This window comes from Rhodococcoides kyotonense (assembly GCF_001645385.1).
In the GTDB taxonomy this organism is placed as follows: domain Bacteria; phylum Actinomycetota; class Actinomycetes; order Mycobacteriales; family Mycobacteriaceae; genus Rhodococcoides; species Rhodococcoides kyotonensis_B.
This window is the reverse complement of the sequence record NZ_LVHI01000032.1, coordinates 190,576-216,660: the sequence shown is the minus strand read 5'-3', so window position 1 is coordinate 216,660 and position 26,085 is coordinate 190,576. Positions and strand designations below refer to the sequence as shown.

Genomic DNA, 26,085 nt, shown 5'->3' with positions numbered 1-26,085 from the left:
TCCAGAGCGTAAACCCGCACACGCGGTACGGAGGGGCTTACTGTTGTCCCATGACTCACGTGGTGGTCGCCGGAGCTGGACTGGCAGGCATTGCCTGTGCACACGAGTTGGGGAAGAAGGGGGTCGACGTCACGATCGTCGACCGACACGACTATCACCAGTTCCAGCCGCTCCTCTACCAGGTCGCGACGTCGCAGTTGCCTGCCGAGGACGTCGCCCGGCCTCTCGCGTCGATCTTCGAGCATCTGCCGACGGTCCGAGTCGTTCGTGCCGAGATCAGCTCGATCGACGCCGGGGCGCGTTCACTCGTCGCGTCCGACGAGACGATCTCGGGTGACTACCTCGTCGTGGCCGCGGGTGCGACGGCGAACTTCTTCGGAACTCCCGGCGCCGACGAATGGTCGTTCCCGCTCTACTCCGTCGCCGACGCCGAGCGACTTCGGCACCATGTCCGCGACGTGCTGGCCACCGCCGAGGACCCGCTGGACATCGTGATCGTCGGCGGTGGTCCGACAGGTGTCGAGACGGCGGGCGCCTTCGCGGAACTGTTCCGCGCGCTGCGCACGATGAACCACCCGGGCGGACGCGGTGATGCGTGGCTCGTGAACCACGGCCCCGCGCTGCTCGCGCCGTTCACCGACAAGTCGCACCGGTACGCGCACGACACGCTCGTCGCACACGGCGCCAAGGTCTGCCTCGGTGTCGGCGTGCAGTCGGTCGACGCGGACGGTGTGCAACTCAGCGACGGGACACGCATCTCGTCACGGACCGTCGTCTGGGCCGGCGGGGAGACCGCAGCTCCGGTCGCCGGAACGGCGGGGGTGACGCTCGGCCACGGTGGACGAATCGACGTGTCCGCCGATCTCACCGTTCCCGGTGTCGACGCGGTGTATGCCGTCGGCGACGTCGCGAACATTCCTGACGACGACGGAAAAGCACTGCCGCAGTTGGGTTCCGTCGCGCAGCAGGCAGGAACGTGGGTCGCGCACAACATTCTGCGCACAGCCGAGGGCAAGGCGACGAAGTCGTTCTCCTACCGGGACAAGGGCATCATGGCGATGATCGGTCGCGGTGCCGCGGTCGCCGAGATCGGCGAGCACCGTCATCAGATCGAGGGGCCGATCGCGTTCGCGGCGTGGCTCGGCGTCCATGCCGCGCTGCTCAGCGGCGCACACAGCAAGGTCGACGCGTTCCTCACCTGGGCCTGGGACTACTTCGACGCCGACCACGCCGCGATCGTCGAATGCCACGGGGATCCGAAGCGCATCGCGTGGGCGTAGTGCGGCTCCGCCACCCGTGCGGCAGGCGCCCTCGCTTCAGGTCGGTTGGCCACGGTTGATCCGGCAGATCGTCATCCCGTCGGCGCTTCCGGCACTGGCGACGGGTATGCGGATGACGTTCGGTCTCGCGTTCCTCGGTTTGCTTCTCGCCGAGATGTTTTCGTCGTCGAGCGGAATCGGCTACGAGTTGCTGCGCAACGTCAGCCTCGTGCGGATGGAGAACATCATGGGCACCGTCGTGCTCATCATGGTGATGGCGCTACCGCCGACGATCGCGTTGCAGTGGTTGGAGCACCGGGTCACGGCGAAATACGGCGGCTGACGCCACCCGTGAGTGGCAATGTATAGCGCGCTATACATTGCCACTCACCTGCGCGCTAGCGCAGCACGTCCGTCCCGACGAACGGAACCAGCGCCTCCGGGACGCGCACGGTGCCGTCGGCCTGCTGGTGGTTCTCCAGGATCGCGACGATCCATCGCGTCGTCGCCAGAGTTCCGTTGAGCGTCGCGGCGATCTGGGGCTTGCCGTTCTCGTCGCGGTAGCGGACGTTCAAGCGCCGCGCTTGGAACGTGGTGCAGTTCGACGTCGACGTCAGCTCGCGGTACGCGTTCTGCGTCGGGACCCAGGCTTCGCAGTCGTACTTGCGCGCCGCCGAAGAACCGAGATCGCCGCCTGCGACGTCGATGATGCGGTACGGAAGCTCCACTGCCGCAAGCATTTCCCGCTCGAATTCGAGGAGCTTCTTGTGCTCGGCCGCTGCGTCCTCGGGCTTGATGTACGAGAACATCTCGATCTTGTCGAACTGGTGCACACGGATGATGCCGCGTGTGTCCTTGCCGTAGCTGCCTGCTTCGCGGCGGAAGCACGACGACCATCCGGCGTAGCGCCTCGGGCCGTCGGACAGGTCGATGATCTCGCTCGAGTGGTAACCCGCCAGCGCGACCTCGGATGTACCGACGAGGTACAGGTCGTCGGCTTCGAGTCGGTAGATCTCGTCGGCGTGCGCACCGAGGAACCCGGTCCCCGCCATGATCTCGGGGCGCACGAGCACCGGCGGGATCATCATCTGGAAACCGTTCTTGACCGCCTTCTGGGCCGCGAGCTGCAGCATTCCCTGCTGCAGCAGCGCGCCGTAGCCGGTCATGAAGTAGAACCGCGAGCCCGAGACCTTCGCGCCGCGTTCCATGTCGATGAGGTTCAGCGACTCGCCGAGCTCGAGGTGATCCTTCGGCTCGAAATCGAACGACGGAATCTCGCCGACGGTCTCGAGCAGCACGAAGTCGTCCTCGCCGCCGGCGGGGGCTCCCTCTTCGACGATGTTGGAGATCTTGCGCGCGGCGACGTCGAGGGCCGCGTCGGCCTCGTTCTGGGCAGCCTCGGCGGCCTTGACCTTCGCCGCCAGCTCGGATGCGCCCGCGAGCAGGGCCGGCCGCTCCTCGGCGGATGCCTTCCCGACCTTCTTACCCAGCGCCTTCTGCTCGGCGCGGAGCTGATCTCCGGTCAACACAGCGGCACGACGGGTGGCATCGGCCGCGAGCAGTGCATCGACGAGACCGGGGTCTTCGCCGCGGGTGCGCTGCGAGGCGCGGACAACGTCAGGGTTCTCGCGAAGGAACTTGAGGTCGATCACGACATGCAACCTTACTTGCCGAGGATCCCCAGGTAGTCCTCGCGTCCGAACATGCGAGCTGCGTCGATCGCCGACGGGTGGCCGCCGTGCGGATCCGCGCCGCCCTCGACGAGCGCCTGCACGACGCCGTCCTCGCCCTTGAACACCGCCCCGGCCAGCGGCGTCTGTCCCTTGTCGTTGAGACGGTTCACGTCGGCACCCCGTTCGACCAGCACTCGAACCGTCTCCGCGTGACCGTGGTACGACGCGAGCATGACCAACGTGTCACCGGACTCGTTGTTCAAGTCGACCGGGACGCCCGCGTCGAGGTAGCTCGCGAGCGCGGCCGTGTCACCGGTGCGCGCCATGGTGAACAGTCGGCCCGCCAATTCGGCGATGTCGGCGTCGTCTGCATCCGGGTGCGTCATGGGAACCGAACATACTCGGGCATGATGGAGGAGATGTCCACACCCGATCCCGCCCGGCCCGGGCGCTCGAAACCACGACGCAACCAGCGCACCGTGACCGCGCCCGTCGCGCGCCGAGGGCTGGCGTTGATCGCGATCGGCGCGGTCGCGGCCGCCGTCGTGACCCTCTTCGTCTCCGGGGGCTTCTCGCAACCCGAGAAGATCACCACCCACGCCGATTCCGGGCCTGCCACCAGCGGACCTGTGTCCGCGAGGTCGTTCGGATCCGCCGATCCTGGCACGTGCCTGCAGTGGACGCCGACCGACGATCCCGAGACCGACCGTCAGGATCTCGCCGAGGTGTCGTGTGCAGAACCGCACCGGTTCGAGGTCGCCCAGGACGTCGACCTGAGCGCGTACCCCGGCATCGAGTTCGCGCCCGGCTCGGCCTATCCGGGGGCACTGCGCTTCGGTCAGTTGCGCGACGAGCACTGCGTCGGCATCGTCGACGACTACCTGGGCACCAAGTTCGATCCGAACGGCAAGTTCAGCGTCGGACTCATGTTCCCGTCGCAGTCCGGATGGATGGCAGGAGAGCGGACACTCCGATGTGGCATCCAGCAGTCGTCGAACACCGGGGTCCCTCAGGAGATGACCGGTTCGGTGCTCGACCAGGACCAGTCGAACGTATGGGACGTCGGCACCTGCATCGGCATCAACCAGAACGTGCCCGCCGACCCCGTCGACTGCAATTCGCCCCACGCGTTCGAGGTGGCGTCGATCGTCGATCTTCAGCAGCAGTTCCCGAGCGGAATCCCCAGCGAAGCAGACCAGGACGCCTACCTCGAACCGACGTGCACCGCCACCGTCAACACCTACTTGGGCTCCGACACGGCTCTGCGCGACAAGACGCTGACGCTGTTCTGGAACACCATCGACGTCACCAGCTGGCTGGCCGGTAGTCGGCAGATCACCTGCTCGGTCGGCAAGGAGCTCGACGAAGGCGGATTCGCCACCATCACCGGAAGCGCCAAGGGCGACATCCTGATCAACGGTCAGGCACCCGTCCCACCACCGGCGGCACCGGACGGACGCGCCTTGCCGACCCCGCTGCCCGGCGCAGCCCCGATCACCCCGGGAGGGTGACATTCCTTTCCACATGAGCGACGCCGACTTCGACAACGTGGTCTCCGACGCCCTCGACACCCTCCCGCCCGCGATCATCGACTTCATGGACAACGTCGTCGTCCTGGTCGAAGACGAACACCCCACCGAGGACATCCTCGGACTGTACGAAGGAATCGCGCTGACCGAGCGCTTCGAATACAGCGGTCACCTTCCCGACGTCATCACCATCTACCGTCGACCGATCCTCGAGATGGTCGACGACGCCGACACCGCTCGTCGCGAAATCGCCATCACGGTCGCCCACGAGGTGGGCCACCACTTCGGCATCGACGACGAGCGGTTGCACGAGCTCGGGTTCGGCTGATCTTCGGTCCCACACCGCCCGAAGTCGGCATGGATGGCCCACCGCAGCTGTCTAGCGGATGCCGCGTGACATCGATGCCGACGGGGTGGCCGGCGAACGCGACGCCCGATCGGTCAGGAAGGCGAACACCAATCCGAGTCCGAGCCACAGGGTCGCCTGGGTCGCGAGGGACGACACCCGGAATTCCCACAGCAGCGCGGCTGGGAAGTCGTCGCCGACCTCGTCGATGCCGGGCAGCAGGACGTACCCCAGCCCGACGACGAGCAGGAACGCCGCCAGCGGGGCCGCTGTCTTGACGGCGAGCGACGACTGCGCCGCAACCAGCTTCGCGACGTAGATCCCGACTCCGACGGCCAACAGTCCCAGCGTCACCGACGCAAGCCACAGCCACGTGCGCTGCGAGATCGTATCCGGATCTCCGACGGCAGGCGGGTTGGCCGGGTACTTCAGGAACGGCACCGCCTCGATCGCGACCCATCCGAGAGCCGCGGCAGCGAGGGCGAGCGCCGATCCCGACAGTGACGTGAACCGTCGCGCGTAGTGCAGGACCGTCGCGAAGATCGCCCCGAGCGCGAGACCGGCGAGTCCCGTCGCCAGGAACAGCCCGACGCGTTGGCCGTCGCGGCTGACGAGAGCATCGTCATCGTCATGTGAATGCGCGCCCGGTGTTTCCTCGGCGTGGGAGTGGCCGCCCGCCGACTCTTCGATGGCGATGGCCGAGTCGACGTGTGGCTCACCGATCGTGAACGCGACGGCTCCCGCCAGCAGGCCGGCTATCAGTCCGGCGAGAAGACCCCGCACGAGCAGTTGTACGAACGTGCCCTGCAGTGGGTTCAGTGGCATGGCAGGCCCAGCAGGTGGCGTCCGTCGTGCATCAGTTCGTGCATGAACATTCCGCTGCGCGAAATGGCGCCCTGGTCGAATCCGACCAGGTAGAGCACGAGGAACGCGAGCAGAATCACCGCAGCTACGACGAGGGCGAGTGCCGCCGACTCGGTAGTGTTGCTGGGGGTATGGACAGTAGCCATCGGGGTGTTTCCTCCTGGGATTGTGCGTCCCGCCGAAACATGAAGCGATATGTGAGTTTTCTGGCTCCCGAACTCGCGTCCGGTCACAGTGGCGCAACCGCTCCGGATTTCCACCGGTATTACCTGCACACATCGCACTGACCCGCGAACTGTGGCACCGATCTCTCGTGTCTGTCAATGCCGACATACAGTGTCGCGCATGGCTCCGACCGTCACCCGGCTGTCCCTGATCAGCCATGCCATGACCGAGGCCATGCGTCGTGCGCGCTTTCCTTCGGACGAACCGGTCGATTCGGACGGGCTGCGACGGTTGGACGAACTCACCCTCGCCATGAGTGTGGACCTCGTTCTGATCGCGCCCGAACGACGAACCCGCCAGACTGCCGACGCGTTGGGCTTGCACGGCAGCATCGTCGACGGTCTGGCCGACCTCAGCTACGGCGATTGGACTGGAGCCGGTCTGGAAGATCTGGCCGAGCGCGAAATGACAGGCCTTCTCACCGACACGTCGACGACGCCACCGGGCGGGGAGTCGATCGACGCGTTGCTCACCAGAGTCGGCCACTGGATGGACCGCGTCAGCTCCGAACAGCGGCGGGTACTGGCCGTGACGCATCCCGCTGTCGTCAGAGCCGTCGTCGTACGCACACTCGACGCGCCTGCCGAATCCTTCTGGCGCGTCGACATTCCCCCGTTGACGACGACCAGCGTGAACTTCCGCGGTGGGCGATGGACGTTGCGGTCGGTCGCCGAAAAATTCGCCTAAGCCTTTTTCCTCCAACCGGGAACCGATCACCCGCGGATGCCGTCCAACTCCTACGAGAACGGAATTCTCGCTCGATCCCGAAGCTCTTTCATTCCTGGTAAGGGAGTACTGATGCCGGCACACGTGCGTGTGGACCCTGTCGCTCTCGAAGCCGCTGCCGCGGAGCTCGACGCGGTCGCCGCCCGGCTGCAGGCGAGCCTGGCTGCGGCGTCGCTTCACATTCAGGTGCTTCCGTCGGGCAGCGAAGAAGTGTCCCTGTTGGCCAACCGCTACTTCAAGCATGCGGCGGGCTCGTACACGCCGACCGCACGCGAGGCCGTCGACGAGCTGATCCAGACCGCAGCGGCCTTGCGGACACAGGCCGCGGCGTATCGCGACGTCGACCTCGAACACAGTCGCGCACTGGGCATCTGAGCCGGCAACACCATCACACGACGGGGGTAGATCGATGACGCTGGGAGTGACAGGAGTCGTGTGGTTGCCCCGCACGGCAATGGTCAATTCGACGACGCTGTTGGCCGGGGCCGGGCCTGCACCGCTGGCGGCGGCGTCGGGCGTGTGGCAGTCGGTTGCCGCTGCGTACACGGACGCAGCGGTCACCGTCACCCGCGTGATGGCGATCCTCGCAGCCGGGTGGGAGGGCTCGACCGCCGACGCAGCGCAGGCCAGGCTCGGTGCGTTCTCCGCGTGGGCACAGGCGTCGGCCGTCAAGGCAGCCGACGTCGGAATCCACGCAGCAGGTGAGGCTGCGGCCTACACGACGGCCACCGTCGCGATGCCGAACCCGGTCGAGATCGCCGCGGTGGAATCCGCCAAGGTCGCCGCGTACGGCACCGGCGGAGCACTCAACGGAAGCGCCGCGGCACTCGAAGCCACCGCCCGCGTCCTCGACGTCCGAGCAGGTCTCGTCATGGAGGCCTACGAAGCTGCGACGACGCCACTCGCCGTTCCGGTCTCGTTCGACAGCCCACCCGAGATCGTCGTCGACGCCTCGGGTGCATCGTCGCGGGCATCGACATCCATCGACGGCGCCACGTCCTACGAGGAATCCGGAGTGTTCGGGTTCGGTGCACGCACGTCCCCCGCGCAGGCCGCCATCGCGGCAGTCACTGCGGCAGTACAGAATCCGGCCGTAGCAGGCGCAATCGGACAGGCCGCGAGCACGGCAGGTACCGTCGTCGGATCGTCGGTCACGACGGTCGCCTCTGCGGCAACCAACCTCGGCGGCGCAGCGGTGTCGTCGCTGATGAGCGCCACTCAGGGCACATCCCAGTCTCCCGCACCGATGCAGGCAGCCACCCGGGGAGACGCCGGTGCACCGGTTCGGACGCGGGCGGTGTCGTCGAATTCCGTTGGCCGCGGCGGCCTTTCGGGCCTCGGCTCGAGCGGTGGGTCGCTCGGAGGTTCACGCCTTCCGGCAGGAGCGCCAGGAAGCGTCACCGGACAACTCTCCGGCACCGAACGAAACATGTTCGGCAGCACTCTCTCCGGAGGCCCAGGGACAGGACCGCTCGACGCGGCCGCCACCACTCGCGGTGGTCATGCGGGCGCCCCGATGGCGGGAGCTCGCGCCGACGACGGAGACGACGAGCACGACACCCCCGATTACCTCGAGCAGTTCGAGCACTTCGCGGACGGACGTACGGTGGCGCCGTCCGTCATCGGCGCCGAACCGGCAGGAGTGGAGCCTGCGGAACGACCCGGTGATCGGAACGGTCGTTGATCGACTTGGGAACGCGACCTGTCGGCCACGGCCTACCGTTCGTCGAGCTCGACGACGATTGCTTGGATTACCTCGTCGAACGGCTCGGCATCGCCGAACTGCCCGTCGTGCTCGACGTCTTCCCGCGTTTCGACGCGGCCGCGGATCGGCAGGCCGCGCTGGTTCGTGGGCGTGCGGGGCTCGTCGGACACGGAGTGGTCAGCGACGATCACGTACTTCCGGATCTGGAGGCGTGGCTGCGCACTCTCGAGCGTCCCACCTGGTACATCGCGGCCCGGCTGGTTCCGCGCCCGTACGGCACCGGTTCGATCACTCGGGTCTGCCGGGCCGCAAACGAGTCCGGTTCGGTGATCGCGGTACGCCGATCCGGCCTTCTCACCATCCGCGCCACCGTCGCCGATCCAGCGCGTGACGTGCTCGATGCCGTCGGGAGTGAGCCTGCCATGGACTTCGTAGGAGTCTCCGCGCCTACCGACACTCTCGCCGAGGGCCTCGATGCCAGCCCGACCGACGCCGGAGCCACTGCCGACCGTCTAGCGAGTCTCGGTATCGACCGTTCCGCAGCCGTGGACATCGCGTCGGCTCTCGCCACATGCACCGCACACATTGAAATGACTTGCACGACAACGAATTTCGGAACCAGCGCTACCGATCCGCACCCGATCGCCGTGTTCGACACTCCACGGGGTCGCCTCGTCGCGACCACGAGCACCGCCGCAGACGGTCGGCGATGGACGTCGTTCGCGCCCGGTTCCGATGCGCGCATCAGGTCGGCGCTCACCGACATGGCTCAGCGAGCGGATGCGTCGGGCGTCAGCTGATCGGGTTGTCCGCGACGTGACTTCCCTTGCCTGCGAACGGCGGCAGGAACGTGCCCCAGCGGACGCAGGTCCAGCCACCGCCTGGCGTCGGCACCAGTTCGACGGTCTCGGTGTTGTTCAGGTGATTGTCGGCGGCGAACTCACCGTCGACGCCTCCCAACACCGCGCCCACCAGGCGAATGGCGGCACCGTGACTGACCACGACCACGTCGGGAGCATCCACGTCGGTCAGGTACTCGTCGCGCAGTGATTCGAGCACCGGCACGTAACGGCCCAAGATGGACCGTCCGCTGTCCCCGCCGGGAGCCTGCGCGTCGAGGTCGCCGGCCTGCCACTTGCCGTAGATCGCCGTGAAGGCGTCGTGTGCTTCCTTGTCGGTGCGGTCCTCCCACTCACCGACGAACGTCTCCTGGATACCGTCACGTTCCTGGGCAGGGACGGACGTGGCCTTGGCGATGTGTTCGGCGGTCTGTCGCGCACGCAACGCCACCGACGAGACCAGGACACTCGGGGGCGTCGCGACGAGTGCGTCGCCGAAGCGCTTGGCCTGTTCGTGTCCGAGGTCGGTCAGTGCTGCGCCGGGCGGGAGGGTGTCGAGGCGTTTCTCGACGTTCGCGAACGTCTGACCGTGCCGTACCAGTATCAACTTGCCCGTCATCTATCCGCCTTGCCCGTCGTCCGACTTGCCCTCGCGCAGTCGCTCCAACCATCCGATCTGCTCGTCCAACGAAGGCGGCGTGCTTCCTGTTCCCGTCGCGACGGGCCAGGATCCGAGAAATCGAAGAGTCATCTTGCGATGCAGGGCGCCGAGGGCTTCGGCCACGATCGGGTCCTCGATGTGGCCGGCGCAGTCGACGAAGAACCTGTAGGTCCCGAATTCCTTTCGGGTGGGCCGTGATTCGATGCGGGTCAGGTCGATGTCGCGAAGTCCGAACTCGGCGAGGGCGGACTGCAGCACACCGGGCACGTTGTCGGGCATCAACACCAGCGCGGTGCGGTCCGCTCCGGTGGGGGCGGGCGCAGGCCGCGGCGGGCTGACCAGCACGAAGCGGGTGCGAGCCGTGTCCACGTCGGCGACGCCGTCGGCCAGGGACGGCAGTCCCAGCCTCTCCCCGGCGAGGGACGTCGAGACGGCCGCGTCGGCGAGACCGGCAGCAACGTCCTCTGCCGCACCCGCGTTCGACGACGCGAACTGCACCTCGGCGTCCGGGATCCTTCGCTCCAGCCATTCTCTAACCTGCGCTGCCGCAATGGGATACGCGCGGACCGACTTCACGTCGTCGAGCGCGATTCCCGGCCGCCCGAGTATCGAGAAGGCGACGTCGATCTCGGTCTCGGCGATGATCTGCAACCGGCTGGACGCAGCCAACGCGTCGAGCGTCGGAGGAACCGAACCTTCGACCGAGCTCTCGATGGGGACCACCGCGGCAGCCGCTTCGCCGTCGCGCACGGCCTGCAACGCTGCCGGCTGACTTCCGTACGGGACACGTTCGATGTCCTGGCCGAATCCGAGTGAATCGAGGACGCCTGCGGCCTCCAACTGGCCGAGCGCCATTTCGGTGAACGTTCCCGACGGGCCGAAGTACGCGATTCTAGGCACGACTGCCAGATTACGTCCCCAGCGAATCCGTGCGGATCAAACCCGCCGCGTCCAGTTCGCGATGCGCGGCCGATGCGTCGTCCACCTCGATGCCGAGCAACACGGTACGGACGGCATCTGCCGCCTCGGGGCGCAGTGCCGCCAAGGCCGCGACGTCGGGATCAGCCAGCGCGGCAGGAATGTCGTCGCCACGCAGCGCGGCGACGGTGGCCGCGACGACGGCGATCGCGTCGGCACCCGACCGGGCCCGCGCGGTGAATCCGACCTCGGAATGCGCGACGACGGCAAGCACGTCGGCGATATGACGCGGGGGCTGCCAGGCCGCGATGCCCGGGGTGCGGTGAGCGTCGACGATCGCGGTCACGGTGTCCAGCGCCGACGCGTCGGACAATTCGGGATAGAGGACGACGGGCGACGGCAGCCGCAGCGCGAGCGCGTCGGGAAGGGTGTCGTCATCGACGTTCACCGTGTACCGCACGACCTCGTACGACGCGCGGCTGTCGCGCAGCCGGTCCGGATCCACGTCGAGCTCCACGACCACGCGACCGAGCTGCACGTCGTCGTCCAGACCCAGCAGGACGGAGGCCGGAACGACGACGGGACCTGCCGTGATCGCCCTCTCGCCGCCGGTGGACGCGGGGTATCGCTGCTGCAGGAGGCCTGCGACGAGCGCGTTCGGGTCGGGCCGGTGCGGTACGCCCAGCGTCAAGGGAATGGACACCGTCTACACGCTAGACCGCCCGCTGCACTTGCGGTCCAAGGAAGTGTGGACTAACTTAGGTTTGCCTCACCTCGTATCCCACGCATCGGAGGAAGCCCATGCTCGGCGCTACCACCAACGGACCGTCCACCGCCGAACGCGTTCGCAGCGCATGTGCGCGTGCGGAGGGTGCTGCACTCGCCATCGAGGGCAGCGAACCCGTGGTCACCACGATGCATCATCTGCGCTCCAACGGTGAGGTGGTCCTCGCGGTGCCGATGGACTCGCCCATGGGGTCCATCGCGTGGCAATCGTCCCGCGCAGGAGTTCCGGCCGTGCTCGAACTGACCGATCACGCGCCACTGGCACTACGCGAGCCGGTCCGATCGCTGGTGTGGTTGCGCGGCGAGCTGCGTCCCGTTCCCGAGTCGCTCATGCGCCCGATGGCCGGGGCGGTCGCCGCCGAACATCCACACCCGTCGCTGCTCGACGTCGGACACAGCACCGTACTTCTTCGCCTGATCATGTCGTCGGCCGTCGTCGCCGACAGTACGGGCGCCGAGCCCGTTGCCGTCGACGATCTGCTCGCAGCCGAGCCGGATCCGTTCTGGGAGATGGAAACCAGCTGGCTGCAGCATCTCGACGAGGATCACACCGACCTCGTCAACCAGCTTGCCCGACGCCTCCCCCCGTCGCTGCGGCAAGGACGCATCCGCCCACTGGGCATCGACCGCTACGGCATCCGGTTGCGCATCGAAAGCGACTACGGAGACAACGACGTTCGACTCGGTTTCGCCGAGCCCGTGGACGACACGATGTCGCTGAGCCGAGCACTCCGCGTCCTCGCGGGATGCCCGTTTCTGAACGGACTGCGCGCCAGGAGTTGAGTCGCACGAGGCAGACTTGCCTTCGTGATCGACGTCAAGAGCTGGCTCAATCCGCCGTCGCCGACTACCGGCCCTCCGCTGGAACCGTCCGAGCGACGTGCGATCAAGATCGAGATAGCGATCGTCCTACTGGTGACGTTCGGGCTCAGCGGACTCAGCAGCATGCTGTCCCTCGTCGAGGACGCGCTGCTCGCAGGCAGTCTGTCGGATCAGACCGTCGCACTGAACACGTCGAGCTCGAGCCTCGGCATCATCGACCTGCTCTACCAGGTTCTGCGCATTCTCCGCCTGTGCGCGTGGGGTGCGCTCGGCCTGTATCTGCTGTGGCGTGCCGGGCTCGGACCGAAGCTGATCGGTCTCGCGAAACCCCGCGTTCGGCCCGACCTGCTCCACGGGGTCGGTCTGGCCGCGCTCATCGGCATTCCGGGGCTCGCGCTGTACCTCGTCGCCAACGCACTGGGCCTGAACCTCACCGTCGTCCCCAGTGCGATCGACGACCACTGGTGGCGTGTTCCGGCTCTCGTCGGCTACGCCTTCGCCAACTCGGGCGCCGAAGAGATCATCGTCGTCGCCTACCTGATCTCGCGGCTACGACGCCTCGGCGTCTCCGAGAACGCATCCCTGCTCGCCTCGGCCCTGCTGCGCGGGTCCTACCACCTCTACCAGGGCCTCGGCGGCGGAATCGGCAACGTCGCGATGGGTCTCGTGTTCGGCCGGTACTGGCAGAAGACCGGCCGGTTGTGGCCGCTGCTCATCGCTCACGCGGTGATCGACATCATCGCGTTCGTCGGATACACAGCCCTGAGAAACCAACTCTCGTGGCTACCGTGAAAATCTCCGCTCATTCCTGCAGGCTCCACTCCTCGCCCTCCGGTCATTCCTGCAGGCTCCACTCCCTGGGTACAGTCACATCGTGAACGACGACCAGCGGAACCGGGGGAACCCCAGGCAGGGCCCACCACCGCCGCGCCGAGTTCCTCCCCCACCCGGCTACCGGCCCCCGCCGCCGAGGAACCCACCTCCCGGCCGCATGCCGCCGCCGCGCAGGCCCGACGGTCCGTCCCCGGAAGGCACCCAGATCATCCGACGCGACGGCCGCCCGTCGGCGCCGCGTCCCGGCCCGAGCGGGCCACAGGCCTGGTCGCAGGCGCCCGAGCCCGATGCGTTGTCCCGAGGACCCAACCCAACCCGAAGCTACTCACGTAACGATCAGCAGGGCGTGCAGTACGCGCCACGGCAGACCCCGCAGCCGTACGTCGACGAACCCCCGCGCCGCCAGCCACCGCGCCGTGAACCACCCCGTCGTGAGCCCCCTCGTCGCGGGGCACCGCCACCCCCGGCAAGACCGACGCCGCCGCGTGCGCGCAGGAAACGACACTGGGGTCGACGGTTCGGCGTGACGTTCCTCGTCCTACTTCTCGCCCTCGGCGGCCTCGTCTACTACGTCGACAGCTCCCTGACACGCGTCGACGCACTTCCTGAGTACAGCGGCCGCGTCGGCGACACTCCCGGCACCAACTGGCTGCTCGTCGGATCCGACAGTCGCACCGGGCTCACGCCCGAGCAGGAAACGGCGCTCGCGACGGGTGGCGAGGTCGGGCCGAGCCGCACCGACACGATCATCATGATTCACATCCCCGAGGGAGGCGGGCCGTCGACGATGGTCAGCCTGCCGCGAGACTCCTACGTGTCGATCCCCGGTTACGGACAGGACAAGCTGAACGCGTCGTTCGCGTTCGGTGGCCCGCCGCTGCTGGTCCAGACGGTCGAGGAAGCCACGGGCGTCCACATCGACCACTACGCCGAGATCGGATTCGGCGGGTTCGCGGGCATCGTCGACGCCATCGGCGGTGTGGACGTCTGCCTGCAGAACGCAATCTCCGACCCGCTCGCCGGCATCGACCTCCCGGCCGGCTGTCAGGAACTCGCCGGGTCGGAGGCGCTCGGTTTCGTGCGGTCGCGTGCGACGGCCCTCGCCGACCTCGACCGGATGAACAACCAGCGTCAGTTCATGTCGGCCCTGTTGGCGAAGGCGACGAGCCCGTCGACCTTCCTCAATCCGCTTCGGCTGTGGCCGCTCGTGAAGGACACCGCGTCGTCGATGAGCGTCGCCGAAGGTGACCACATCTGGAATCTCGCCGGTCTCGCGTGGGCGATGCGCGGTGACCTCGTCACGACCACCGTGCCGGTCGGCGGATTCGAGGATTCCGACGTCGGAAACGTGCTGTTGTGGGACGACGATCGCGCGTCGCAGTTCTTCGACGCGCTGGCACAGGACCGTCAGATTCCGGAGGAGCTTCGCACTTCGGGGCCGTAGGAGTAGCGTTACTTCCATGTCCTCCAACGGCTTTCACGAACTCCTGCGAGAGCAGATCGGCCACGAGTTCACGGCGTCGCAGCAGTACGTCGCCATGGCGGTCTGGTTCGACTGCAACGATCTACCGCAGCTGGCGCGACGGTTCTACGCGCAGGCGACCGAGGAGCGTGGCCATGCGTTGATGATGGTTCGGTACCTCATCGACAGAAAAGTCTCGGTCGTCGTGCCGCCCATCGGGGACGTGGCGTCCGAATTCGCTACGGTCGGCGAGGCCGTCGAACTCGCGTTGCGCCAGGAGGAGACCGTCACCGACCAGATCACCGCACTGGCGCAGTCGGCGCGTGAAGGCGGGGATTACCTCGGTGAGCAGTTCGTCCACTGGTTCCTGCAGGAGCAGGTCGAGGAGGTAGCGAGCATCCGCAGCCTCGTACGGATCGTGCACCGAGCCGGTACCGACTTCTTCGACGTGGAGCAATACGTGGCGCGCGAAAGCGTCACGCGGAAGAGCCGCGGCACGAACGCCCCGAAACAGGCAGGAACCGTATGACCTGTTTTCGCTGGTAGAGGTAAAGAATTAGGCGGGTCTTATTTAGGGAACGTTGACCTCAATAAGGCCGAGCTTGGATGACAACGCCCTCTGACCAGCATATTCTCGTCGCCATGAGCGCAGACATCAAGGAAACGACCCACTCGAAATTCCACGCACTTCTTCGCGATCAGGTTCGCAACGAATTCAATGCCTCGCATCAATACATTGCGACCGCCGTGTATTTCGCGAACGTCGACCTGCCGCAGCTGGCAAAGCACTTCTATGCGCAGGCCGTCGAAGAGCGCAACCACGCGATGATGATCATCCAGTACTTCCTGGACCGCGACATCACCGTCGAGCTCACCGGAGTCGACGCCGCGAAGACCGTCTTCACCGACGCACGCGAGCCGATCGCCCTCGCCCTGGCGCAGGAAGAGACCGTCACCGAGCAGATCGTCAACCTCGCGAGCACCGCACGCGAAGAGGGCGACTACCTCGGCGAGCAGTTCATGCAGTGGTTCCTCAAGGAGCAGGTCGAAGAGGTCGCCAGCATGAAGACGCTGCTGAACGTCGCGGATCGCGCCGGCCACAACCTGTTCGATCTCGAGCAGTTCGTCGCCCGCGAGTACAGCAACAACGTGCCCTCCGACACCGGCGCACCGAAGGCTGCCGGCGGCGCGATCTGATGTGCCTCCGGCGCTCGTGAGTGGGAATGTAGAGCGGGCTGTACATTCCCACTCACATGCGCGAAGCGCCTAACGCAATGTGACCTGACGAGAACGCAATCCGTCACGTGAGCGTCGCTGCTCCGAGGTCAGCGGCGCATCGTCGGCCAGGGCCTCGGACAGCTTCGCGCCGAATTCGATTGTCGGCGTAGCCCATTCGGTCGGATGCATCTCGGGATCCAGATCGAACACCGGCACGAGCAGACCGTGCGTTCGGAACGATCCCGCATAGCGAGACCCCTCACCCAGCGACAGATCGCCTGCCGCGTGCAGCCGAGCCAGCGCGAGCATCAGATCGTCCTCGCTCTCCGGCCGCACCCACCTCAGATGCGCCTTGTCACCCGCGTCGACCCACCACGCCGCCACCAGGCCCTCGCCTTCCAAGCGTGCCGACGGCATGATCGCCTGGTTGGCGCGTTCGACGGTCGCTGCGACATCGGGTGCAGGAGAGGCGCTTTCGGGAATCCACCAGTTGAAGTCCTGGTGCACGGTGATGTCGAGCTCGCCGACGGAACCCAGAACCTCGCCGATCGGCGCCGTGTTCCCGTCGGGATTCGCTGCTTCGAGCGACTCACCCGCCTCGGCACCCGCAGCCCACCGCAACGCGCTCGACAGATCGGCTGCGACGTTCGGCGAATGCGCCTGAACCTGCAGCGCCGCATAGCCTTTCGTCGCACCATCCTCGTCGCGCGTCAACGCCGCGACCGCACCGGGAAGAACCGTCGCGATCGTCACCGTACGGCCGTCGACCTCGACGGGCGCAGTAGCCGACGGCACGAATTCACGTAGCGCGACGAGATCGCACTCGGCAGCGACACCTTGGAACGGGCGTACCGGCGCGGCAGCCGCGTTCCGACGGTCGGCCTCACGCTGCGCCAGCAGCGCGGCTCGGTTGCTGCCCTGCTTCGGACCACTGTTTCTTTTGCTCTTACCCACGCCCGAAACTTACACGCTATGCCTCCACCCAGGTCATTCCGCAGGCTCCACTCCCGCCTCCAGCCATTCGCGAGTCCGGCCCGGATTGTTCGTCGCGATCCACCCCACACCGAGTTGCCTGCACAGTTCGACGTCGTCCTTCTCGTCGACCGTCCAGCAGTACGTCGCACGTCCCGACGCGGCCGCCCGATCGACGATGCTCGGACGCTCGCGCAACGTGGCAATCGACGGGCCGACGGCGGTCGCACCTACGGTCGTCGCCGCGCCGCCACCGAGGTAGTACGACGCGTCGCCCAGCAGAACCGTCGGAAGCAACGGCGCCGAGCGGCGGATTCGCCAGACGGCGGACGGCGCGAACGACATGATGACCGCACGCGAATGATCCGCGGATGCCGGTTGCGCGAGACCGAAACGATGCAGCTCGGCCAGCACCTTCGCCTCGATCAGGCTGCCGAATCGCACAGGATGCTTGGTCTCGATGAACAGCTTGGTGGGCTTGCTGGTCCAGCTGAGCACCAGCTCGATCAGGTCGGACAGGGTCAACAGTTCCGCCGGCTCGCTGTCGTCGCCGTAGTCGAACGTCTTGAGCGTGTCGTACGACAGTTCGCTTACGATGCCGGTGCCGTTGGAGGTGCGGTCGACGCGGCGGTCGTGCACACAGACGATGTGCCCGTCCCGGGTCAACCTGACGTCGCATTCGAGCCCGTCGGCACCTTCGCGCAGCGCGAGATCGTACGCGGCAAGCGTGTGTTCCTTCTTCTCCGCCGACGCGCCGCGATGGGCGACGACGAACGGTCCACGGCGTCCCGACGTCATGACGCGGTCACCTCGTCGCGCGCGGGTTCGGTCTTACGCGAGGTGTCCACGACCCACCGCGTCGGCGCGGGCCTGTCCGCACCACGCAAGCTGCGACTCTCGACGTCGCGCACGAGCCGCAGAGTGAAAAACGCCATGCCTGCGCCGACGAGGGCCAACAGTGCGGAGAACAGCACGCCGTCGGCCTGTGCTTGCAGGGAATCGCGGGTGCGCCACAGCGCCGCGCCGAGAATCAAGACCCAGTTCACGGTCCAGCTCGCCCACCAGAGACGAACCAGCATTCGCAGCCGATGTCGGTCGCTACGGCCTCGGACGTCGACCAGTTCGGTGAGAAAGACGCCCGGCAGAACCAGCGACACAACCGGAACCAGGCACCCGAGAAAAATCGTCCGGCCGCTGCGTGGATCGCGGGATCCCGCCCGCGCATAGAAGTCACGACGGCGTTTCACGAGCCAGCAGGTCGACGCGACAGCAGCCGCGATACCGATGACGATTGCCGAGACCTCGGCGAACAGAACGAGAGCGTCGGACGTGACGAGTACCGTGCGGTCGATCAGACGCGTCCGGTTGTACAGCAGAATTCCGTAGCGGACGAGCTCGGCCACGAACGCGAGCAGCAGCAGCGCCCCGGTCAGAACGAGCAGTCCCGACGCCGACCGAGCCCACCGGTCCAGCCGGGAGACGTGGTCGTCGGGCCGGGAAACCGGGTGGTCCAGCAGTCCCCAGCGCGGCATCTCGTCGTACCGCGGTGTCGTCCTCGGACGGCGGACCGTGCGACGCGGCGGCCTGGCCCCGCTTCTCGGTGTGCGCGCAACCCACTTGAAGTTGCGAATGCCCTGCGCAGGGGCCTGAGCCGACACCGGTGACAGCAGAACTCCATGGCATCGCGGGCACCACACCGCAGGCGCAGTCCCGACGGGCCACCGTGTGGCACAGCGGGCGCAGACCTGGAATGCGGACACTAGAAGATCTTTGCGTCGTCGGCGCCGTCGTCACGCACGAGAGGCCGGCCCGCGACCTGCCAGCCGACCATGCCGTCGTCGACGTTGACCGCGTCGTATCCGATCTGCTGGAGATACTCGACGACGCGCAGCGAACGGCCGCCCTGCCTGCACACGACGTACAGCTCGGCATCGATGTCGATTTCGCCGATCCGCGACGGAACTTCGGTCATCGGGATGTGCACTGCGCCGGGCGCATGCCCTTGCTGCCATTCGTCGTCCTCGCGGACGTCGAGGAGAACCACCGGTTCGGTCAGTTCGAGAGGCAGTTCGGCGGCGGGCACGGAAGGGCGATCCGGAGCAGACACTCCCCGATCTTGTCACGCAGTCGCCGTGACCTGCCACCCCACAGCCGCGTTATCCACAGTTTCCACAGGACATTCCACAGAAACGGGGAATCCGACGGTTTTCATCCACAGGCGTCGAGCGGCCTCTCTTCTAGGATTCGAAGCATGGCCTCATCGAGTATCGAACTTCGCATCTTCACCGAACCACAGCAGGGGGCGACGTACGACGACCTTCTGCGCGTCGCTCGCACCGCCGAGGACCTCGGCTACGGCGCGTTCTTCCGCTCCGACCACTTCCTGGCCATGAACGCCGAAGGACTGCCCGGTCCGACGGACGCGTGGATCACGCTCGCCGGCATCGCCCGCGAGACCTCGGCGATCCGGTTGGGGACGCTGGTGACGTCGGCGACTTTCCGCTACCCGGGACCGCTGGCGATCAGTGTCGCGCAGGTCGACGCGATGAGCGGCGGCCGCGTCGACCTCGGTCTCGGCGCCGGATGGTTCGAAGAAGAGCACACCGCGTACGGCATCCCGTTCCCACCGCTCGGTGAGCGATTCGATCGGTTGGAAGAGCAGCTCGCCGTCATCACCGGGCTGTGGGAGACGCCCGTCGGCGACACGTTCTCGTACGACGGCAAGCACTATCCCGTCGCCGATTCGCCCGCGCTGCCCAAGCCGGTACAGAGTCCGCGACCTCCGATCCTGATCGGTGGTGGCGGCAAGAAGCGCACGCCTGCGTTGGCAGCGAAGTACGCCGACGAGTTCAACATCCCGTTCGCCTCGCTCGACGACACGGACACGCAGTTCGGCCGCGTTCGCGCCGCGTGCACGACGGCCGGCCGTGATCCCGAATCCCTCGCGTATTCGACGGCGCTCGTGCTGTGCTGCGGAAAGACCGAGGAGGACGTTGCCCGACGCGCGGCCGCCATCGGCCGTGAGGTGCCCGAACTGCGCGAGAACGGTGCCGCGGGTTCGCCTGCCGAGCTGGTCGACAAGATCGGCCGCTACGGCGAGATCGGTGCGTCGCGGGTGTATCTACAGATGCTGGACCTGAGCGACCTGGATCATCTCGAGCTGGTGGCGTCGGAGGTCATGCCGCAGCTTCGCTGACTCGTGAGTGGCAATGCATAGCCCTCTATGCATTGCCACTCACGGGGCGGCGTAGCCGCCCGTTCAACCAGCGGGCGGCGGGCGTCTCGACCCATCGGTAGACGGCTTCGGACACCACTGCGGTGACGGCGACGAACGCGACGACGGCCCCGGTGGGCCCGGTGATCGGGACGACGTTCTCGTAGACTCGGTAGAGAATCAGCGTATGGACCAGGTAGATCGCGTAGCTGCGGGTGCCGATCCAGCGTACGACTTCCCACTGGGCGACGCGGCCGTCGTACCGGGCCAGGACCAGAACCAGTCCGGTCACGACGACGATCGTCCACATGTACTTGTCGCCTGCCCAGTAGGCGTGGATGTCCGTCGCGAGGCGCACCACCTCGGCCTGCGCGATGACGGCGACGACGACCCACCGCCAGCCGATGATCCGCGCCCACCCGAGGTAGATGATCTGCCCGAGGAACAGCGTCGGTAGCGTCGCGGCGATCTTGGACAGCATCGGCACCGACCACGGCTGCGGAATGTAGAAGTTGTAGAGCAGCACGACGACGCACAGGGCCGCGCCCATCAGCGGCACAACCACCGGATACCGGCGCAGCACGCCGCGAACAGCCGAGCAGTAGAGGTAGAACAGCAACTGAACGGTCAGCGTCCACGTGACGCCGAGTACCGCGACCTCGGGCTTCAGGAAGAAGCCACCGAGCACGAAGCTCAGCGCTGCCTCGGAATTGCTGATGCCGTTCTGACCGCTGAACATGCCGTTGATCCCGAGCCGAACCAACACGATCGCCGCGGCGACGCTCACCCACAGCGCGGGGAGCAGCCGCGCGAGCCTGCTGACGGCGAAGTCCCGACGCGACTGCCGCATCGCCGAGCGCGTGACGAGCAAGCCCGTCAGCAGCATGAAGATCGCGACGCCGACGAACGACAGGTGTTGGTTGAGACCGGTCTCCTGCACGAGCGTCGCGTAGACGACGTCGATGACCCACCAGCCTTCGCCGCGGTCGTCGATCAGATAGAACGAGATGTGCGAATAGAGGACCGCGAAGACCGCGATGGTCCGAAGCAGGTCAGCGCCCGCGAGTTCGACCCTGGGGGCGACGACCGAGGGTCGCGCGTCGGCACGCTCGCTCGACCTTCCCACCGGACCCACGCGGGCAATACTAGGTTCCTGTTCACTTACCGGACGAATCCTGACGCCGGGCTGTGATCTTGCCGTGACCTTCCCGGGTGCCGAGACGAGCGCCGAGCCGTGCGTCGCGTGGGCGCGTTTTTATTCCGAGAAATGCGTCTCGGTTACAGGTGTTGCACTAGGGGTAGGAATGATATTGGGTTGAACCTGACGAATGATCAACAGAAGGCGTACGCCTGCAGTTTTGCGTCGCGCCGAAAGAGAAGGGAAACACGTGTCCGAGTACACCCTGCCCGACCTTGACTTCGACTACTCCGCCCTCGAGCCCCACATCTCGGGCGAGATCAACGAACTGCACCACTCCAAGCACCACGCAACCTACGTTGCCGGCGCCAACACCGCCCTCGAGAAGCTTGCCGCTGCACGCGACAACGAGGACCACGGCGCCATCTTCCTGCTCGAGAAGAACCTCGCGTTCCACCTCGGCGGACACGTCAACCACTCCATTTGGTGGAAGAACCTCTCCCCGAACGGTGGCGACAAGCCGACCGGCGAACTCGGCGCTGCGATCGACGATCAGTTCGGTTCGTTCGACAAGTTCCGCGCACAGTTCACCGCCGCAGCCAACGGCCTGCAGGGCTCGGGCTGGGCAGTTCTCGGATGGGACTCGCTCGGCAAGAAGCTGCTCACCTTCCAGCTCTACGATCAGCAGGCCAACGTGCCGCTGGGCATCATCCCGCTGCTGCAGGTCGACATGTGGGAGCACGCCTTCTACCTGCAGTACAAGAACGTCAAGGCCGACTATGTCAAGGCATTCTGGAACGTCGTCAACTGGGCCGACGTCCAGGCTCGCTTCGAGGCAGCGACGTCGAAGACCCCGGGCCTGATCTTCCCGTAAGCGTTCTTCCGTAAGCCTTTTCGCATCGATGGGCCGTGGCAGCCGACAGACGGTTGCCACGGCCCATCGATGCGTTCGGGGGTAGGCCCGAAAAACCGTTAGCACTCACACCATCTTGTGTGCCAGAACGGTTTCGGGCCACAGTTGGTCGTACCCAACGTGGCGTACCGGATTTTTCTGGGCTGATCCCGCGCGAGGAGTGCGACATGAACGACCGTGATCTCATCGGCATCTCCCCCTTCCATGCCGCAGGCATCCTGCAGGGCTTCGTCGTCTCGGGCCGCTGGCCCGACACGACGAAAGAGTGGGCACAGTTCCTCGCGTTGGCCGTGCGCGTCGCGTCCATGCCGGGTCTGCTCGTCACGTCCACCGTGTTCGGCGTTCGAGAAGAGCTTCCCGACGACCCGGCGCCCGGAACCGTCGGACTCGTCGTGTCCGAAGGCACCGTCATCGGTGAGACGGCTGTCACACCCGGTCGCTTCGCGGACCATCAGCCGGCGGCCCTTCTGATGCTGCATCCGCCGTCCGAGACCACTCCGAGCCTGCCGGAGTGCGCCGGGGCCGCGTCGGGATGCGTTCTGTTGCCGGGCTTGCCGCACCTGGGCCTCGAACACCGTGCTGCCTGGGTCGAAGCGGAATCCGACGGTACCGTCACGTCGATGGTCAGCAGGGTCGGCCTCGACCCGATCAGCGATCCCGACACCGCTGTTTTGGCCATGCTCCTGGCGTCGTGACCTGGGCCCGAACGCGTAAGTTCGGGATCCCAAACTTATTGTGCCGTTGGACTTTTCACGAACCCCCTCCTAATCTGGACCGCAGCGAAGGGGAGTAGCCCCCAATTGCTGTGTCGACATACTGGCAGCGCGGATCGATGCGCAGCCCGGCACAGTGAACCGTCTCGAGACAGGCGGTGGGCGAGACCTTCGGTCAGAGAAGACGACCGAAGGAGTCTCACCCCGTGCTGTCCGCCCTGTTCCTCAGCTTCGCTGTCATCTTCGTCGCCGAGCTCGGCGACAAGTCCCAGTTGATGGCCATGACGTTCGCGTTGCGCTACAAGTGGTACGTCGTCATCGGCGGAATCACGGCTGCTACCGCCGTCACCCACCTGGTCTCGGTCGCCGTCGGCCACTTCCTCGGCCTGTCGATCCCCACCCACATCGTCTCGATCGTCGCGGGCATCGCGTTCGTGATCTTCGGATTGTGGACGCTGCGAGGCGATTCGCTGTCCGACGAGGAAGGCGAGAAGGCGTCGAAGGTCGGACGCTCGGCATTCATCGCTATCGCATCCGCGTTCCTCCTCGCCGAGCTCGGCGACAAGACGATGCTCGCGACGGTTACCCTGGCCGCCGACAACAACTGGTTCGGCGTCTGGATCGGCTCGACGGTCGGCATGGTCGCCGCCGATGCGCTGGCCATCGTCGTCGGAGCCGTCCTCGGTAAACACTTGCCCGAGAACTTCATTCGCATCGGTGCGGCGGTTCTGTTCTTCGTCTTCGGTGTCTCCCTGTTCTTCGACGGCGTCATGCCGGAGACCGCGGCTCCGGCGATCGGTGCAGCCGTCGTGTTCGTGGTCTCGGTCATCGCGTGGATCGCGATCGCCGCCACCCGTCGCCGAAAGAACCGCGACGAGGTGTCGTTCGAACAGCAGAACGTGTTGAACGACAAGTAGTCACCGCCGTACACTCGTCCGCCGAGACGAGGGACGGGGATGCATGACGACCGACCGTGACGGCACGGGTGAGCATTCGTCGTCGGATCGACTGCTTCGCACGTTCGCCCGCTTCATCGCAGCCGGCTATCTGATCTACCTCGTGATGCTGTTTCCGGAAATCGTTCGCACAGCATCGTTCACCGCGTCGTGGTGGACACCCACCAGCACCGTCGCCGTCTTCGGCACCGGGCTGGCCATGGCCGCCGCGTCGGTCGCCCCGGACGCGACATGGGTTCGAATCGCGGCTGCCACAGCATCTGTCACGTACCTGGCAGCGGCACTGACGTGGTGGTTCGCATGGAACGGCACCCCGGACATGAACGGTATGCCGCTGGCGACCTTCCCCGGTGTTGCAGGACTCGCAGCCGGGTGCGCGTTTCCTGGCTGGCTCGCGTTCGCCTATCTGGCAGCGGCCGTGTCGTCGGTCCAGATCGGTCAGTACGCACTTCGATCGACTCTCGTCGATGCGCCGTTGTTCGCGGAATTGGTCTTCGCACTCGTCCTGTGCTCGGTGTTCCTCGCCGCAACCATCGGTGCTTTCAGGACGGCCCGCATTCTCGACGCGACCATCGACGCCACCCACCGGCAGGTATCCGCGACGGCAGCCGTCAGCGCACGAGCGGTCGAACGCGAGCGCTTCGACGCTCTGATTCACGACGGCGTGTTGTCCACCCTGCTCGCGGTCGCCAGGCAAGGACGCACCGACGGGGTCGTTCAGCAAGCGAAACGCACTCTCGCGCAATTGGATTCGCTACGCGCACACGCGGTCGTCACCGAATTCGACGCGAGCGAAACCGTCGCCCATCTACGTTCTGCCGCAACGACTGTCGACGAACACATCACCGTCACCGTCACCGTCGGGGCGGCCGACAGCGGACGCTTCTCGGCCGACGCCGTGCGCACGCTCGGCGCGGCCGTGTCGGAGGCCGTCCGGAACAGCGTCCGACACGGCGGCGACGACGCCACCCGCGCGGTCGCCATCCGCGTCGACGACGGACTCCTCGACGTCGTGGTGCGCGACGACGGTTCCGGATTCGATCCGGCGCACGTCCCGCCGCACCGCCTCGGCATCGCCGTCAGCATCCACGGCCGAATGAAGAGTCTTGCCGGTGGTTCCTCACGGCTCGAATCGGCTCCCGGCGCCGGCACAACCGTTCAGCTGTCATGGGCACAGCAATGAACGAGCACGACGGCGAGGACATCCGTGACCTCATCGGCATCCGGTCGCGCGCCGCGTACTGGTTCGTCGGCTTCTACACACTCGCCGCTGTCACGTGCGCCTTGTCGACGCTCGACGGCGTCGACCCCGTCTGGCCGGTCCTGGTGGCCGCGTGTGTCACCGCGGCCGGCGCGCTGGGCGTCGTCATGACTCCGGGCGACCCGCTACCCCGACTGCCCGCCGTGGCGTTGGCGGCCGTCGGCCCGATCACCTGCGCGCTGGTCTTCGCTGCCGTCCCCGTGCCGCTGACCAGTGCGCTTCAGACCTGGCCGCTGGGCATGTCGGTCGTGATGTACACGTTCATGTGCGTGCGCGGCCGGACACCGCTGGCATGGCTCGGCCTTTTGATGTCGGTGGGCATCACCGTGCTGTGGGCCGTGCAGACCGGTCAGGGCGCGCACTACGGGTTGTCCTACAGCTTGATCAACGCTGCCCCGCTACTGATGGCGACGTTCTTCGCGTTCACCATCAGACCGCTCGGACGCTCCATCTTCGAGCTGCGGAGGCAGTCCACCGAGCGCATCGCCGCTCAGGCCGCTGCCGCTGCCGTCCTCGACGAACGCGACGCCCAGCTGGAACGCCTCGATGCGCTGGCACGCCCCCTGCTCGAACGTGCCGTCACCGGGCCAAATCTCGACTACGAGGAGGCGATGGCGTGCGTCGTCCTCGAAGCGGATCTGCGTGATTCGCTGCGTGCGCGTCGTCTCGTCGACCCCGTCCTGCAGGATTCGGTGCGTGCCGCGCGGCGACGCGGCGTCGGCGTCGTGCTTCTCGACGACCATGCCGACGGGGACCTGCCCGACGAGGTGCGCGCGACCATCGTGACGTCGGCCGCCCGGTACCTCGACGACCTCGAGAGCGGCTCGGCCACCATTCGGTTGCTCCCGCCCGGTCGACCGGTGCTCGCGACGATGCTCGTCGATTCCCCGGAGTCGACCTACCGCGTCGAGTACGCGCACGACGGGTCGTCCCGCATCCCGTAACCGATGTGACTCGCAGCTGGACCGATTCGGGATGTGGCGGGCGCCGCACCAATGCTTGGACGTCCCAGTTATGGTGCAGGGCGAGAGCATTACCGGGCACGACCAGC

31 protein-coding genes are annotated in these 26,085 nt (G+C 66.5%); 19 read left to right on the top strand and 12 right to left on the bottom strand.

The genetic code is table 11. From position 1 onward, the window contains the following. Window positions 1-50: 50 nt before the first annotated feature. Both A3K89_RS20625 and A3K89_RS20620 read left to right on the top strand, forming a co-directional pair. Entirely contained in the window at window positions 51-1,280 is a 1,230-nt protein-coding gene (locus tag A3K89_RS20625) for an NAD(P)/FAD-dependent oxidoreductase (RefSeq protein WP_068429950.1), read from the top strand. Window positions 1,281-1,296: 16 nt separating this feature from the next. Next, a complete protein-coding gene (locus tag A3K89_RS20620; RefSeq protein ID WP_254303606.1) occupies window positions 1,297-1,602 on the top strand; it encodes an ABC transporter permease subunit in 306 nt (101 codons plus the stop codon). Window positions 1,603-1,657: 55 nt separating this feature from the next. On the opposite strand, the gene serS is transcribed toward A3K89_RS20620, so the two are convergent. Both serS and A3K89_RS20610 read right to left on the bottom strand, forming a co-directional pair. Next, the gene (gene serS / locus A3K89_RS20615) at window positions 1,658-2,911 is read right to left on the bottom strand and encodes a serine--tRNA ligase (protein ID WP_068429948.1); all 1,254 of its coding nucleotides are present in this window, start codon (window positions 2,909-2,911) and stop codon (window positions 1,658-1,660) included. 11 nt (window positions 2,912-2,922) lie between these two features. Next, window positions 2,923-3,318, bottom strand: coding sequence for an ankyrin repeat domain-containing protein (locus A3K89_RS20610; protein ID WP_068429946.1), 396 nt, complete (start codon window positions 3,316-3,318; stop codon window positions 2,923-2,925). Window positions 3,319-3,339: 21 nt separating this feature from the next. Here A3K89_RS20610 and A3K89_RS20605 point away from each other — a divergent pair, with 21 nt between their 5' ends. Then, window positions 3,340-4,443: a septum formation family protein gene (locus A3K89_RS20605; protein ID WP_068429943.1), complete on the top strand. Its 1,104-nt coding sequence runs from the start codon at window positions 3,340-3,342 to the stop codon at window positions 4,441-4,443. 13 nt (window positions 4,444-4,456) lie between these two features. Next, the gene (locus tag A3K89_RS20600) at window positions 4,457-4,789 is read left to right on the top strand and encodes a metallopeptidase family protein (protein ID WP_068429938.1); all 333 of its coding nucleotides are present in this window, start codon (window positions 4,457-4,459) and stop codon (window positions 4,787-4,789) included. A 51-nt stretch (window positions 4,790-4,840) separates the two neighbouring features. Here A3K89_RS20600 and A3K89_RS20595 read toward each other — a convergent pair whose 3' ends face one another. Then, on the bottom strand, window positions 4,841-5,632 hold the full coding sequence (locus A3K89_RS20595; RefSeq protein ID WP_068429935.1) for a CbtA family protein: 792 nt from the start codon (window positions 5,630-5,632) through the stop codon (window positions 4,841-4,843). Then, window positions 5,623-5,817, bottom strand: coding sequence for a CbtB domain-containing protein (locus tag A3K89_RS20590; RefSeq protein ID WP_068429932.1), 195 nt, complete (start codon window positions 5,815-5,817; stop codon window positions 5,623-5,625). The genes A3K89_RS20595 and A3K89_RS20590 overlap by 10 nt, the downstream gene beginning before the upstream one ends. Before the next feature lie 199 nt (window positions 5,818-6,016). Here A3K89_RS20590 and A3K89_RS20585 point away from each other — a divergent pair, with 199 nt between their 5' ends. The 4 genes from A3K89_RS20585 to A3K89_RS20570 all read left to right on the top strand — a co-directional run bounded on the left by A3K89_RS20585 (window position 6,017) and on the right by A3K89_RS20570 (window position 9,127). Next, entirely contained in the window at window positions 6,017-6,583 is a 567-nt protein-coding gene (locus A3K89_RS20585) for a histidine phosphatase family protein (RefSeq protein WP_068430122.1), read from the top strand. Between the two features lie 111 nt (window positions 6,584-6,694). Beyond that, complete coding sequence (locus A3K89_RS20580; RefSeq protein ID WP_068430121.1) at window positions 6,695-6,997, top strand: PE domain-containing protein; 303 nt, start codon at window positions 6,695-6,697, stop codon at window positions 6,995-6,997. Between the two features lie 34 nt (window positions 6,998-7,031). Next, on the top strand, window positions 7,032-8,306 hold the full coding sequence (locus A3K89_RS20575) for a PPE domain-containing protein (protein ID WP_068429928.1): 1,275 nt from the start codon (window positions 7,032-7,034) through the stop codon (window positions 8,304-8,306). Beyond that, window positions 8,303-9,127 (top strand): ESX secretion-associated protein EspG, encoded by an 825-nt coding sequence (locus tag A3K89_RS20570; protein ID WP_068429924.1) that lies wholly within the window; start codon window positions 8,303-8,305, stop codon window positions 9,125-9,127. The genes A3K89_RS20575 and A3K89_RS20570 overlap by 4 nt, the downstream gene beginning before the upstream one ends. Here the strand turns inward: A3K89_RS20570 and A3K89_RS20565 are convergent. The 3 genes from A3K89_RS20565 to A3K89_RS20555 are packed head-to-tail and all read right to left on the bottom strand — an operon-like array spanning window position 9,120 to window position 11,448. Beyond that, window positions 9,120-9,785 carry a histidine phosphatase family protein gene (locus tag A3K89_RS20565; protein WP_068429919.1) on the bottom strand — a complete coding sequence of 222 codons (666 nt, stop codon included), beginning with the start codon at window positions 9,783-9,785 and terminating at the stop codon, window positions 9,120-9,122. The two genes, A3K89_RS20570 and A3K89_RS20565, sit on opposite strands and share 8 nt — an antisense overlap. After that, window positions 9,786-10,727 (bottom strand): prephenate dehydratase, encoded by a 942-nt coding sequence (pheA, locus tag A3K89_RS20560; RefSeq protein ID WP_068429914.1) that lies wholly within the window; start codon window positions 10,725-10,727, stop codon window positions 9,786-9,788. A gap of 10 nt (window positions 10,728-10,737) precedes the next feature. Then, window positions 10,738-11,448, bottom strand: coding sequence for a hypothetical protein (locus A3K89_RS20555; RefSeq protein WP_068429911.1), 711 nt, complete (start codon window positions 11,446-11,448; stop codon window positions 10,738-10,740). Between the two features lie 98 nt (window positions 11,449-11,546). Between A3K89_RS20555 and A3K89_RS20550 the strand changes: the two genes are divergently transcribed. The 5 genes from A3K89_RS20550 to A3K89_RS20530 all read left to right on the top strand — a co-directional run bounded on the left by A3K89_RS20550 (window position 11,547) and on the right by A3K89_RS20530 (window position 15,846). Further along, the gene (locus A3K89_RS20550; protein ID WP_068429909.1) at window positions 11,547-12,314 is read left to right on the top strand and encodes a DUF2470 domain-containing protein; all 768 of its coding nucleotides are present in this window, start codon (window positions 11,547-11,549) and stop codon (window positions 12,312-12,314) included. Between the two features lie 24 nt (window positions 12,315-12,338). Beyond that, window positions 12,339-13,145 (top strand): CPBP family intramembrane glutamic endopeptidase, encoded by an 807-nt coding sequence (locus A3K89_RS20545; RefSeq protein ID WP_068429907.1) that lies wholly within the window; start codon window positions 12,339-12,341, stop codon window positions 13,143-13,145. Between the two features lie 247 nt (window positions 13,146-13,392). Beyond that, window positions 13,393-14,631, top strand: coding sequence for an LCP family protein (locus tag A3K89_RS20540; protein ID WP_254303609.1), 1,239 nt, complete (start codon window positions 13,393-13,395; stop codon window positions 14,629-14,631). 16 nt (window positions 14,632-14,647) lie between these two features. Beyond that, window positions 14,648-15,178 (top strand): ferritin, encoded by a 531-nt coding sequence (locus A3K89_RS20535; RefSeq protein WP_068429904.1) that lies wholly within the window; start codon window positions 14,648-14,650, stop codon window positions 15,176-15,178. Between the two features lie 113 nt (window positions 15,179-15,291). After that, window positions 15,292-15,846, top strand: coding sequence for a ferritin (locus tag A3K89_RS20530; protein ID WP_068429902.1), 555 nt, complete (start codon window positions 15,292-15,294; stop codon window positions 15,844-15,846). Window positions 15,847-15,915: 69 nt separating this feature from the next. Here the strand turns inward: A3K89_RS20530 and A3K89_RS20525 are convergent, their stop codons facing one another. The 4 genes from A3K89_RS20525 to A3K89_RS20510 form a co-directional block, all read right to left on the bottom strand. Next, window positions 15,916-16,821, bottom strand: a complete 906-nt coding sequence (locus A3K89_RS20525) for a DUF5926 family protein (RefSeq protein ID WP_068429900.1) — start codon at window positions 16,819-16,821, stop codon at window positions 15,916-15,918. Window positions 16,822-16,854: 33 nt separating this feature from the next. Next, window positions 16,855-17,637 (bottom strand): glycerophosphodiester phosphodiesterase, encoded by a 783-nt coding sequence (locus A3K89_RS20520; RefSeq protein WP_068429898.1) that lies wholly within the window; start codon window positions 17,635-17,637, stop codon window positions 16,855-16,857. Then, the gene (locus A3K89_RS20515; RefSeq protein ID WP_217266277.1) at window positions 17,634-18,497 is read right to left on the bottom strand and encodes a DUF4328 domain-containing protein; all 864 of its coding nucleotides are present in this window, start codon (window positions 18,495-18,497) and stop codon (window positions 17,634-17,636) included. Before A3K89_RS20515 ends, A3K89_RS20520 begins: the two co-directional genes overlap by 4 nt. A 101-nt stretch (window positions 18,498-18,598) precedes the next feature. Next, on the bottom strand, window positions 18,599-18,946 hold the full coding sequence (locus A3K89_RS20510) for a rhodanese-like domain-containing protein (RefSeq protein WP_068429894.1): 348 nt from the start codon (window positions 18,944-18,946) through the stop codon (window positions 18,599-18,601). Window positions 18,947-19,105: 159 nt separating this feature from the next. Here A3K89_RS20510 and A3K89_RS20505 point away from each other — a divergent pair, with 159 nt between their 5' ends. Further along, window positions 19,106-20,035, top strand: a complete 930-nt coding sequence (locus A3K89_RS20505; protein ID WP_068430120.1) for an LLM class F420-dependent oxidoreductase — start codon at window positions 19,106-19,108, stop codon at window positions 20,033-20,035. 25 nt (window positions 20,036-20,060) lie between these two features. Here A3K89_RS20505 and A3K89_RS20500 read toward each other — a convergent pair whose 3' ends face one another. Beyond that, window positions 20,061-21,179, bottom strand: coding sequence for an acyltransferase family protein (locus A3K89_RS20500; protein WP_371828819.1), 1,119 nt, complete (start codon window positions 21,177-21,179; stop codon window positions 20,061-20,063). 262 nt (window positions 21,180-21,441) lie between these two features. Here A3K89_RS20500 and A3K89_RS20495 point away from each other — a divergent pair, with 262 nt between their 5' ends. The 5 genes from A3K89_RS20495 (at window position 21,442) to A3K89_RS20475 (ending at window position 25,978) form a co-directional block, all read left to right on the top strand. Then, complete coding sequence (locus A3K89_RS20495; protein WP_068429890.1) at window positions 21,442-22,065, top strand: superoxide dismutase; 624 nt, start codon at window positions 21,442-21,444, stop codon at window positions 22,063-22,065. A 206-nt stretch (window positions 22,066-22,271) separates the two neighbouring features. Further along, complete coding sequence (locus tag A3K89_RS20490) at window positions 22,272-22,799, top strand: peptidase (protein WP_068429889.1); 528 nt, start codon at window positions 22,272-22,274, stop codon at window positions 22,797-22,799. A gap of 224 nt (window positions 22,800-23,023) precedes the next feature. Further along, entirely contained in the window at window positions 23,024-23,734 is a 711-nt protein-coding gene (locus A3K89_RS20485; RefSeq protein WP_068429888.1) for a TMEM165/GDT1 family protein, read from the top strand. Window positions 23,735-23,777: 43 nt separating this feature from the next. Beyond that, on the top strand, window positions 23,778-24,956 hold the full coding sequence (locus A3K89_RS20480) for a sensor histidine kinase (protein ID WP_068429887.1): 1,179 nt from the start codon (window positions 23,778-23,780) through the stop codon (window positions 24,954-24,956). Continuing rightward, a complete protein-coding gene (locus A3K89_RS20475; protein ID WP_068429886.1) occupies window positions 24,941-25,978 on the top strand; it encodes a phosphatidylserine/phosphatidylglycerophosphate/cardiolipin synthase family protein in 1,038 nt (345 codons plus the stop codon). Before A3K89_RS20480 ends, A3K89_RS20475 begins: the two co-directional genes overlap by 16 nt. The last annotated feature ends 107 nt before the right edge of the window (window positions 25,979-26,085 follow it).